A 10,821-nucleotide genomic window follows, 5' to 3' on the forward strand; every position below is an offset into this window, starting at 1 on the left:
GCTCGACGCACGTCCCGGGCGGGAAGCACCGGCACCCGGAGAGAGTTGGCGAGGACGTGACGACGAGCAGCCCGGCCGGGGTCTTCGACCGGGCGCACCGGCTCACCACCGCCGGGTTGCTCATGCTCGTCACCTTCGTCGCGTTCGAGTCCATCGCGGTCGCGACCGCGATGCCGACGGCCGTGACGGAGCTCGACGGGCTCGCCTGGTACGGGTGGCCGTTCAGCGCCTTCCTCGTGGCCTCCGTGTTCGGCATGGTCGTCGGCGGGGACGCCGGCGACCGGCGGGGGCCGCGAGTGGCCCTGCTGTCCGGCGTCGCCGTCTTCGCGGTCGGTCTCCTCGCCGCGGGGGTGGCGAGCCACATGGCGCTGTTCGTCGCCGCCCGCGCCGTCCAGGGCATCGGTGGGGGCGCGATCGCGGTCTCCCTCTACGTCGTCGCCGGGCAGGCATACGGGCCGGAGCTGCGGCCGCGGCTGTTCGGGGCGATCTCCGCCGCGTGGGTCCTCCCGGCGCTGATCGGGCCCCTCGTCGCCGGCCTGATCACCGCGCACCTGACCTGGCGGCTGGTGTTCCTCGGCCTGCTGCCGCTCATCGCGCTCGGTCTGTTCCTCGTGCTGCCGTCCCTCCGCGGCCTCGGCGTGCCGGACCCCACCGCCGCTCCGCAGCCCGCCCGGCGGTGGTGGGCACTGCTGGCCGGTGCCGGCATCGCCGCGCTGCAGTACGCCGGCCAGCGGCTGGACCTGCTCGCGGCCGGCATCGCGGTCCTCGGGCTGGCCGCCCTGCTGCTCGGCCTGCGGCATCTCCTGCCCGGCGGCACGGTGCGTGCGCGTCCGGGCCTGCCCGCCGTCGTCGGCGCCCGGGGCCTGCTGGCCGGGGCCTTCTTCGGCATGGACGCCCTCCTTCCCCTCGCCCTCACCCAGCTGCACGGCTACGGCGCGACCACCGCCGGGATCCCGCTCACCGCGGGAGCCCTCGGCTGGGCGACCGCCTCGCAGCTGCAGGGCCGCCTGCCGGCGGTGTCGCGCGTCGTCCTCCTCCGGGTGGGGTTCGTCCTGCTCGCCGTCGGACTGTCCGCGACCGCGGTCGTCGCGCTCCCGGGCGTCGGCGGCTGGCCGGCCTACCTGAGCTGGGCCGTGGCCGGGCTCGGCATGGGCCTCGGGATGCCCAGCGTCGGTGTGCTCCTGCTCGACCAGTCGCCCGAGCACCGCCGCGGTGCCGACTCGGCGGCGTTCCAGATCTCCGACGTGACCGGCTCGGCCGTCTGCGTCGGCGTCGTGGGGGTGCTGATCGGGGCCGCGACGGCCGGTCTGCTCGCCCTGTCCACGGCGGTGCTGCTGGCCGTCGCCGTGCTCACCTCGCTGGCGGTGGTCGGCGCGGCCGTGGCCCCGCGGGCCGGAGCGCCCGCTGCGGCCACGGGCAGGTCCGTTCCCGCGTCTACGCTGGCCACGCCATGACGTATCTGGACCACGCGGCGACCACGCCGGTGCTCCCCGAGGTGCTGGCTGCCATGACCGAGCAGCTGGGCCGGGTGGGGAACGCCTCCTCCCTGCACGCCAGCGGCCGCGCTGCCCGCCGCGCCGCCGAGCAGTCCCGGGAGCGGCTGGCCGAAGCGCTCGGTGCGCGGCCGTCGGAGGTGCTGTTCACCGGCGGCGGCACCGAGAGCGACAACCTCGCGGTGAAGGGGCTGTTCTGGGCCCGCCGGCAGGCCGACTCGCGCCGTCGGCGGATCGTCGTCAGCCCGGCCGAGCACCACGCCGTCCTCGACAGCGTGGAATGGCTGGCCAAGCACGACGGTGCCGAGATCACCTGGTTGCCGGTCGAGCCGACCGGCCGCGTCCTGCCGGAGGCGCTCGCCGAGGCGCTCGGCGACGGCAGCGACGTCGCGGTCGCCAGCGTCATGTGGGCGAACAACGAGATCGGCACGGTGAGCGACCTGCCCGCGCTGGCCGCCGTCGCCCACGACGTGGGTGTCCCGCTCCACACCGACGCCGTCCAGGCGGTGGGCCAGGTGCCGGTGGACTTCGGCGCGTCGGGGGTCGACGCCCTCACGATGACGGGGCACAAGCTCGGCGGGCCGATGGGCGCCGGCGTGCTCCTGCTCCGCCGGGACGCCGAGTGCACGCCGCTGCTGCACGGAGGCGGTCAGGAACGCGACGTCCGGTCCGGGACGCTCGACGTGGCCGCGATCGTGGGCCTGGCGGTCGCCGCGGTCAGCGCCGTCGGCTCCCGCGGCGAGCGCGCCGAGCGGCTCGCCGCCCTGCGCGGACGACTGGTGGACGGCGTCGTCGCGCAGGTGCCCGACGTCCAGCTCAACGGGGCGCCGCTGGACGACCGGCTGTCCTCGGGGCCGGGCCGGCTGCCCGGCAACGCGCACCTGTCCTTCCCCGGCGCGGAGGGCGACGCCCTGCTGATGCTGCTCGACGCCCGGGGCATCGAGTGCTCGACCGGCTCGGCCTGCAGCGCCGGTGTCGCCCGCCCGAGCCACGTCCTGCTGGCCACGGGCGCCGACACCGAGCGCGCCCGCAGCTCGCTGCGGTTCAGCCTCGGTCACACGTCGACCGACGCCGACGTGGACGCCGTCCTCGAGGTGATCGGCCCGGTCGTGGAGCGGGCCCGCCGGGCCGGCCTGGGTTCGCGATGAGGGTGCTCGCCGCGATGAGCGGGGGCGTCGACTCGGCGGTGGCCGCGGCACTGGCGGTCGACGCCGGCCACGACGTGACCGGCGTCCATCTCGCCCTCTCGCCCGACCGGCAGACCCTGCGCAGCGGCGCCCGCGGGTGCTGCAGCGTCGAGGACGCACACGACGCCCGTCGGGTCGCCGACGAGCTGGGCATCCCCTTCTACGTCTGGGACCTCGCCGACCGGTTCCGCGAGGACGTCGTCGACGACTTCGTCGCCGAGTACGAGGCCGGCCGGACGCCCAACCCCTGCCTGCGCTGCAACGAGAAGATCAAGTTCACCGCGGTGCTCGACCGCGCACGCGCCCTCGGCTTCGACGCCGTCGTGACCGGCCACCACGCCCGCCTCGCCGACGGCGCGCTGAGGCGGTCGGTGGACGCGGCCAAGGACCAGTCCTACGTGCTCGGCGTCCTCACGCCGGGGCAGCTGGCGGCCGCGATGTTCCCCCTGGGCGCGATGACCAAGGACCGCGTGCGCGAGATCGCGGCCGAGCGCGGGTTCGCCGTCGCCGCCAAGCCGGACTCGCACGACATCTGCTTCATCCCCGACGGGGACACCCGCGGATTCCTCACCCGCCGGCTCGGCAGCCGGCCGGGACCGGTGGTCGACGCCGCCACCGGCGCGACCGTGGGGGAGCACGACGGCACCTTCGGGTTCACCGTCGGCCAGCGCCGCGGCCTGGGCGTCGCCGTGGGGGACCAGCGGCCCCGCTACGTGCTCGGCATCGAGCCGGTGAGCCGCACCGTGACCATCGGGACGCGCGACCTCGCCGGCGTCCGCGAGGTGCTCACCGGGCCGGCGACGTGGACGGCGGGCGTCCCGGTCCTGCCCCTCGACGCCGAGGTCCAGCTCCGGGCGCACGCCGCCCCGGTCGCCTGCCGGGTGAGCGCGGCGCAGGACGGGGGACTGCGGATCGCCCTGGCCGAGCAGCAGCGCGGAGTTGCCCCGGGCCAGTCCGCGGTCCTGTACGAGAAGGACGCGGAGCGGGGCGACCTGGTCCTCGGGCAGGCCGCCGTCCGCACCACCCGTGAACGGGAACAGGCCGTTCATCGCTAGGCGCCTCGACCTTCGCGGCGAGTCCTGCCTTCCCCCTCGGGGTCTCTGCGGGAGCCGACTAGCGTCGGTGCCGTGACACCCCCGAACCAGGACGACCACCCGAGTCCGGATCCCACCACCTGGGGACCGGCCTCGGGCGTCGGGTCCCTGCCCGGCACCGACCCGGCCGAGGCGCTGCGCCTGGTCGTCGGGGAGCTGCCGGACTTCGCCCACCTGCCCGAGCTGCCCGACCGCGGGCCGGGCGCGGACCTGATCGGCCGGAGTGCGGCGTTCCTCGTCGACCTCGCCTTCGACCTCACGCCAGGCGGCTGGCGGCTGGTCGCGCGCCCCGGCATCGACCAGCGCCGGGCACACGAGTTCCTCCAACGTGACCTCGATGCCCTCTACGACGTGGCGGCGGACTGGACGGGGCCGTTCAAGGTGCAGGTCGCCGGGCCCTGGACGCTGGCCGCCGGTCTCGAGCGCACCCGTGGGGATCGCGCCGTCGTCGACGCCGGGGCCCGGCGTGACCTCGCCCAGTCCCTCGCCGAGGGGCTCACCGCCCACGTCGCGGCCGTCTCCGCGCGGGTGCCGGGCGCGCGGGTCGTCGTCCAGCTGGACGAGCCGTCCGTGCCCGCGGTCCTCCAGGGCGGACTGCCCACCGTGAGCGGCTTCGGCAAGCTGTCGGCGATCGAGGACACCGTCGTCGAGCAGGAGCTCACCGCCCTGATCGATGCGGTCCCCGGCCCCGTCGTCGTCCACTGCTGCGCACCGCGGATGCCGCTGGACCTCTTCCGCACCGCCGGCGCTGCGGCGCTCTCCTTCGACCTGGGGCTGGTGCAGGACCTCGACGCGGTCGGCACCGCGATCGAGGCCGGGACGCACCTCCTCCCGGGGGTCGTGCCCGGCACCGACGCGACCCTGCCGGGCGCCAAGGCGACGGCGTCCCGGGTGCAGGCCTGGTGGCGGGAGCTCGGCTTCCCCGCCGACGACCTGGCCGCCGCCGTCACCCTGACGCCGTCGTGCGGACTGGCCGGCGCGACGCCCGGCTACGCCCGGGCGGCCATGACCCATGTGCGGGAGGCGGCGAGGTACCTGCAGCCGGACTGACGCACGACCGGGGGAAGCCCGGTTCGGCGTCGTACCAGGCGGATACCGTCTGCTCCGTGAGCACCGACGCCGAACTCGACGCCCCCACGGTCGCCGCCGCGGCCGAGCGGGAGGACGTCACAGAGGTCCCCGACGACGCGCGCTCCCGCCACCGCGACATCTCCGAGGAGCTCGACCGGTACGCCTTCGCCTACTACGTGCGCGACGAGCCGCTGGTCAGCGACGGCCAGTACGACGAGCTCATGGGCGAGCTCAAGGCGATCGAGGCCGCCCATCCGGCACTGGTGACGCCGGAGTCGCCCAGCCAGAAGGTCAACGGCGGGTTCACCGCGACCTTCGCGCCGGTCCAGCACCTGGAACGCATGCAGAGCCTCGACAACGCCTTCTCCGGCGACGAGCTGTCCGCGTGGGCCGCCCGGGTGGAGCGGGAGGGCGCGGCCGGTGCCAGCTACCTCTGCGAGCTCAAGGTCGACGGCGTCGCCGTCGCGATCGTCTACGAGAACGGCCGCATGGTCCGCGCCGCGACGCGGGGTGACGGGACGACGGGGGAGGACGTCACCGCCAACGTCCGCACGATGGAGAACGTCCCGCAGCAGCTCACCGGGGATGACGTCCCGGCACTGCTCGAGGTCCGCGGCGAGATCTACTTCCCGGTCGCCGGGTTCGCCGACGTCAACGCCGGTCTGGTGGAGCAGGGCAAGGCCCCGTTCGCGAATCCGCGCAACGCCGCCGCGGGCTCGCTCCGGCAGAAGGACCCGAAGGTCACCGCCTCCCGGCCGCTGCGCCTGGTGGTGCACGGCGTCGGGGCGCACCGCGGCTTCGAGGTCGACCGCCAGTCGGCCGCCTACGAGCGGCTGCGCGACCTGGGCCTCCCGGTGAGCGACCGGTACCGGGTGGTCGACGACCTCGAGGCGGTCTGGGCCTTCATCGAGCAGACCAAGGAGCAACGGCACTCGGTCGAGCACGAGATCGACGGCGTCGTCGTGAAGGTCGACCAGTACGCCCTGCAGCGCCGGCTCGGCTCGACCTCGCGGGCACCCCGCTGGGCGATCGCGTTCAAGTACCCGCCGGAGGAGGCGACGACCACGCTCCTCGACATCAAGGTCAACGTCGGCCGTACCGGCCGGGTGACACCCTTCGCCTACATGGAGCCGGTGAAGGTGGCCGGCTCGACCGTCCAGCTCGCCACCCTGCACAACGCGTCGGAGGTGAGGCGCAAGGGCGTGCTGATCGGCGACACGGTCGTCATCCGCAAGGCCGGCGACGTCATCCCCGAGGTGCTCGGCCCGGTCGTCGCCGCACGCACCGGCGACGAGCGCGAGTTCGTCATGCCGACCCACTGCCCCGAGTGCGGCACGGAGCTGCGGCCGGAGAAGGAGGGCGACGCCGACATCCGCTGCCCGAACGCCCGGTCCTGCCCGGCGCAGCTTCGGGAGCGCGTCTTCCACGTCGCCGGTCGGGGGGCCTTCGACATCGAGAACCTCGGCTACGAGGCGGCCATCGCTCTGCTGCAGAGCGGTCTGCTCGAGGACGAGGGCGACATCTTCTTCCTGGACGAGGACAAGCTGCGGCGGACGTCGTTCTTCACGAAGAAGGACGGCACCCTGTCGGCCAACGGCGCGAAGCTGCTGACCAACCTCGAGACCCGCAAGGACGTCCCGCTGTGGCGGGTCCTCGTCGCGCTGTCCATCCGGCACGTCGGTCCCACCGCCGCCCAGGCGCTGGCCCGCGACTTCCGCTCGATGGACCGGATCATGGCCGCCTCCGAGGAGGAGCTCGCCGCGGCCGACGGGGTGGGCCCGACGATCGCGCGGGCGGTGGCCGACTGGTTCACCGTCGACTGGCACCGCGAGGTCGTGGAGAAGTGGCGCCGGGCCGGCGTCCGGATGGCCGACGCGGGGGAGGACGCCCCGCCCGGACCCCTGACCGGGGTCACGGTCGTCGTCACCGGCTCCCTGCGCGACTACAGCCGCGACGGCGCGACCGCGGCGATCCAGGAGCGCGGCGGCAAGGTCACCGGATCGGTCTCGAAGAAGACCGGCTTCGTCGTCGTCGGCGCCGATCCCGGCAGCAAGTACGACAAGGCGGTGCAGGTCAAGGTGCCGATCCTGGACGACGACGGCTTCGCCGTGCTGCTCTCCGACGGTCCCGAGGCCGCCCGCGAGGTCGCAACCATCGGCGACGCGTAGTCGGAGGGGTCCTCTCAGAGGGGCGGCAGCGTCGCCACGGTCGTGGCGATGCCGGTGAGGTGCGCCAGCCGGAGCAGCTCCGAGCGCCGGAACGCCGGCCCGCCCGAGCGGCCCAGGACGACGGCGCAGCCCGGCCCGCCGTACGGAGAGACCATCATCTCGAGGGCCATCTCGCGCCAGCGCGGCGGGAGCCAGTCGTCCTCGCTGGGCAGCAGCCGGGGCGACGCCAGCGGCATCCAGGGCAGCGTGAGGCCCTCGAAGTTCGGCGCCGCCTCGGAGGCGGCGGCGACCTCCCACGAGTCGCCCACCGCGGACAGCACCACCGCCCAGCCGGCGTGGAAGACCCGTGGCAGCTCGGCGGCCAGCAGCTTGGCCGAGGTCCCCTCGTCGACGCGGGCCAGGGCGTCGAGCAGCTCGAGCTCGCGGTGGGTGTCCAGGGGGCCGGCGAACGGGCGCAGCGACTCGACGGTGACACCGGGAACGGCCTGGGCGGCGGTGATCAGGCTGTCGGGCAGCCGGTCGCGGGGGAGTTCCACGACCACGTCGTCCACGGCGACCCCGTTGCCGCGCTCGAGGACGTCCAGGGAGACGATGTCGATGCCCGCGTCGCCGAGCGCCGTGGCCACGGCGCCCAGGATGCCGGGGCGGTCGGGGACCACCAGGCGCAGGAGATAGGACACGGTTCCTCCGGGTCGTCCTCGGGGTGCGGGGCGATCTCCGTCGATCGTGAGGTCCCAGCTTCTCACGCCGGGGAGCCCCGGAAGGCCCCACGTAGAGTGGCGAGGTCGAAGGGCGGCCGAGCAGCGCGCCGCCGAGCAGCACCGAAGTGGAGTTCCTCCCCAGCATGAGCACGCTCTCCCGGAAGGATGTCGCCCACCTGGCGCGACTGTCCCGGCTGGCGGTGACCGCCGAGGAGCTCGACCTGTACGCCGGTCAGCTGTCGGCGATCTTGGACGCCGTGGCGCAGGTGCAGAAGGCCGCGGTCGAGGACGTGCCGCCGACCACCCACGCCGTCCCGATGACGAACGTCTTCCGGGAGGACGTCACCCGGCCGAGCCTGCCGCGGGACGTCGTCCTGGCCGGCGCGCCCGCGGCCGAGGACGGCCGCTTCCGCGTGCCGCGCATCCTGCAGGAGGAGGCGTGAGCAGCGCGTTCACCTCGATGACGGTCGCGGAGCTGCAGAGCGCGCTGCAGGACGGCGCGACGGCAGCGGGCGTCACCGAGGCCTACCTGGACCGCATCGCCGCCGAGGACGACGCGCTCGGCTCCTACCTGCACGTCGACCCCGAGGCCGCGCTGGCCCGGGCCCGCGACATCGACTCGGCCGGCACCGCGGGGACCGGGCTGTCCGGCGTCCCGGTCGCGCTCAAGGACGTCGTCGTCACCGAGGGCGTCCCCACCACGAGCGGCTCGCGCATCCTCGAGGGCTGGAAGCCGCCCTACGACGCCACGGTCGCCGCCCGGCTGAAGACGGCCGGCACGGTGCTGCTCGGCAAGACGAACATGGACGAGTTCGCCATGGGCTCGTCCACCGAGAACTCCGCGTACCGCGTCACCCGCAACCCGTGGGACCCCGAGCGGATCCCCGGCGGTTCGTCCGGCGGTTCGTCGGCCGCCGTCGCCGGCGGGCTGTCCCCGTGGGCGATCGGCACCGACACCGGTGGCTCGATCCGGCAGCCGGCGGCACTGACCGGGCTGGTCGGCCACAAGCCCACGTACGGCTCGGTGTCCCGCTACGGCCTCATCGCGTTCTCCTCGAGCCTGGACCAGGCCGGTCCGATGGCGCGCACCGTCCTCGACGCCGCGCTCCTGCACGAGGCGATCGGCGGCCACGACCCGCTGGACTCCACGAGCATCGACGCGCCGATGCCGGTGCTGGCCGAGTGCGCCCGCCGCGGCGCCGAGGGCGACCTCTCGGGGCTGCGCATCGGCGTGGTCCGCGAGCTGGGTGGGGAGGGGCACGCCGACGGCTACGAGCCGGGCGTGCTGTCCCGCGTCGCGGAGGCGGTGGCCCTCCTCGAGAGCATGGGCGCCGAGGTCCGGGAGATCTCCTGCCCCGCCTTCGACCTCGCGCTGCCGGCCTACTACCTGATCGCCCCCAGCGAGGCGTCGTCCAACCTGGCCCGCTTCGACGGGGTGCGCTACGGGCTGCGGGTGGGCGACGACGGGCAGCGCGAGCTCGACGAGGTCATGGCCCTCACCCGCGAGCAGGGGTTCGGCGCCGAGGTGAAGCGCCGGATCATCCTCGGCACCTACGCGCTGTCCAGCGGCTACTACGAGGCCTACTACGGCCAGGCGCAGAAGGTGCGGACGCTGATCAGCCGCAACTTCTCCGCCGCGTTCGACGACGTGGACGTCCTGGTCAGCCCGACGACCCCGACGGTGGCGTTCCCGATCGGGGCCCGCGTCGACGACCCGGTCGCGATGTACGCCGCGGACCTCTGCACCCTCCCGGCGAGCCTGGCCGGCGTGCCGGCGATCTCCGTGCCGTGCGGGCTCTCCGACGGGTTGCCGGTCGGACTGCAGATCATGGCGCCGGCACTGGCCGACGACCGCTGCTACCAGGTCGCGGCGGCCCTCGAGGCAGCACAGGACGCCGCCCGCGGCTCCCGCTTCCTCGACCAGCTCCCGGTGCAGACGGTCGAGGGCCTCAGATGAGCGGGGAGGGCATGGCCGGCGCGCTCAAGGCCGCGTGGGCGCTGACGGCGTTCGTCATCGTGGCGGGGCTCGTCCTCTGGATCACCACCGGCCGCCCCGTCTTCGCGGTCTTCATCGTCCTCGGCGTGCTGACGGCGGCAGGTGCGGCGATCGCCCTCCGCACGCCGGCGCCGCGTTCCTCGAAGGAGGACCCCACCTCGTGAGCACCGATTCCCTGGTCGACTACGACGAGGTCCTCGCCCGCTACGAGCCGGTGATCGGGCTGGAGACGCACGTCGAGCTCGGCACCGCCTCGAAGATGTTCTGCGGCTGCTCGACGACGTTCGGCGCCGAGCCCAACACCCAGACGTGCCCGACCTGCCTCGGGCTGCCGGGGTCGCTCCCGGCCGCCAACGCCGCCGCGATCGAGTCGACGATCCGCATCGGTCTGGCGCTCGGGTGCCGGATCGCGACGTGGTGCCGGTTCGCGCGGAAGAACTACTTCTACCCGGACATCCCCAAGGGCTTCCAGACGACGCAGTACGACGAGCCGCTCTGCACCGCGGGGCACCTGGACGTCGAGGTGGACGGCGAGACCTACCGCGTGGAGATCGAGCGGGTGCACCTGGAGGAGGACACCGGCAAGAACCTGCACGTCGGTGGCGCCACCGGTCGCATCCACGGCGCCGACCACTCGCTGATCGACTACAACCGCGCCGGCATCCCGCTCGTCGAGATCGTCACGCGGCCCATCCCCGGCGCCGGCGCCAAGGCGCCCGAGGTCGCGAAGGCCTACGTGACCGAGCTGCGCGAGATCCTGGTCGCCCTCGGCGTCTCCGAGGTCCGGATGGAGCAGGGCAACCTGCGCTGCGACGTCAACACCTCCCTGGCGCCGATCGGCAGCCTGGAGTGGGGGACCCGCACCGAGACCAAGAACGTGAACTCGCTGCGCTCGGTCGAGCGGGCCGTCCGGTTCGAGATGCGCCGGCAGGCCGCCGTCCTCGACGGGGGCGGTCGCGTCCTGCAGGAGACCCGGCACTTCCACGAGGACACCGGCACGACCTCGCCGGGCCGCAGCAAGGAGGAGGCGACCGACTACCGGTACTTCCCCGAGCCCGACCTCGTGCCCGTCGCACCCGACGAGGAGTGGGTCGCGAAGCTGCTGGCCACG

General features: G+C 74.2%; 10 protein-coding genes. 9 read left to right on the forward strand and 1 reads right to left on the reverse strand.

Annotated elements, in window-relative coordinates:
- Positions 1-56: 56 nt before the first annotated feature.
- From E4P40_RS22910 to ligA, 5 genes are all read left to right on the forward strand, one after another.
- Positions 57-1,454: an MFS transporter gene (locus E4P40_RS22910; protein WP_245160531.1), complete on the forward strand. Its 1,398-nt coding sequence runs from the start codon at positions 57-59 to the stop codon at positions 1,452-1,454.
- Positions 1,451-2,641 carry a cysteine desulfurase family protein gene (locus E4P40_RS22915; RefSeq protein ID WP_135160697.1) on the forward strand — a complete coding sequence of 397 codons (1,191 nt, stop codon included), beginning with the start codon at positions 1,451-1,453 and terminating at the stop codon, positions 2,639-2,641. Before E4P40_RS22910 ends, E4P40_RS22915 begins: the two co-directional genes overlap by 4 nt.
- Positions 2,638-3,735 (forward strand): tRNA 2-thiouridine(34) synthase MnmA, encoded by a 1,098-nt coding sequence (gene mnmA / locus E4P40_RS22920; RefSeq protein WP_135160698.1) that lies wholly within the window; start codon positions 2,638-2,640, stop codon positions 3,733-3,735. The genes E4P40_RS22915 and mnmA overlap by 4 nt, the downstream gene beginning before the upstream one ends.
- 72 nt (positions 3,736-3,807) lie before the next feature.
- The gene (locus tag E4P40_RS22925) at positions 3,808-4,824 is read left to right on the forward strand and encodes a methionine synthase (protein WP_135160699.1); all 1,017 of its coding nucleotides are present in this window, start codon (positions 3,808-3,810) and stop codon (positions 4,822-4,824) included.
- A gap of 56 nt (positions 4,825-4,880) precedes the next feature.
- On the forward strand, positions 4,881-7,013 hold the full coding sequence (gene ligA, locus E4P40_RS22930) for an NAD-dependent DNA ligase LigA (RefSeq protein ID WP_135160700.1): 2,133 nt from the start codon (positions 4,881-4,883) through the stop codon (positions 7,011-7,013).
- A 14-nt stretch (positions 7,014-7,027) separates the two neighbouring features.
- Here the strand turns inward: ligA and E4P40_RS22935 are convergent, their stop codons facing one another.
- Entirely contained in the window at positions 7,028-7,693 is a 666-nt protein-coding gene (locus E4P40_RS22935; RefSeq protein ID WP_135160701.1) for an ACT domain-containing protein, read from the reverse strand.
- A gap of 164 nt (positions 7,694-7,857) precedes the next feature.
- Between E4P40_RS22935 and gatC the strand changes: the two genes are divergently transcribed.
- From gatC to gatB, 4 genes are all read left to right on the forward strand, one after another.
- Positions 7,858-8,157, forward strand: a complete 300-nt coding sequence (gene gatC / locus E4P40_RS22940) for an Asp-tRNA(Asn)/Glu-tRNA(Gln) amidotransferase subunit GatC (protein WP_135160702.1) — start codon at positions 7,858-7,860, stop codon at positions 8,155-8,157.
- A complete protein-coding gene (gene gatA, locus E4P40_RS22945) occupies positions 8,154-9,671 on the forward strand; it encodes an Asp-tRNA(Asn)/Glu-tRNA(Gln) amidotransferase subunit GatA (protein ID WP_245160529.1) in 1,518 nt (505 codons plus the stop codon). Before gatC ends, gatA begins: the two co-directional genes overlap by 4 nt.
- The gene (locus E4P40_RS22950) at positions 9,668-9,874 is read left to right on the forward strand and encodes a hypothetical protein (RefSeq protein WP_245160530.1); all 207 of its coding nucleotides are present in this window, start codon (positions 9,668-9,670) and stop codon (positions 9,872-9,874) included. Before gatA ends, E4P40_RS22950 begins: the two co-directional genes overlap by 4 nt.
- Positions 9,871-10,821 (forward strand): Asp-tRNA(Asn)/Glu-tRNA(Gln) amidotransferase subunit GatB (gene gatB / locus E4P40_RS22955; RefSeq protein ID WP_135160703.1); only part of this gene is annotated, 951 nt, incomplete at its 3' end. The genes E4P40_RS22950 and gatB, both read left to right, overlap by 4 nt.

This window comes from Blastococcus sp. CT_GayMR20, assembly GCF_004570345.1.

Bases quoted from the DNA above. Each gene is read 5' to 3' on its own strand.
- mnmA (WP_135160698.1), top strand. From the start codon at position 2,638: ATGAGGGTGCTCGCCGCGATGAGCGGGGGCGTCGACTCGGCGGTGGCC.
- E4P40_RS22950 (WP_245160530.1), top strand. From the start codon at position 9,668: ATGAGCGGGGAGGGCATGGCCGGCGCGCTCAAGGCCGCGTGGGCGCTG.
- gatC (WP_135160702.1), top strand. From the start codon at position 7,858: ATGAGCACGCTCTCCCGGAAGGATGTCGCCCACCTGGCGCGACTGTCC.
- E4P40_RS22915 (WP_135160697.1), top strand. From the start codon at position 1,451: ATGACGTATCTGGACCACGCGGCGACCACGCCGGTGCTCCCCGAGGTG.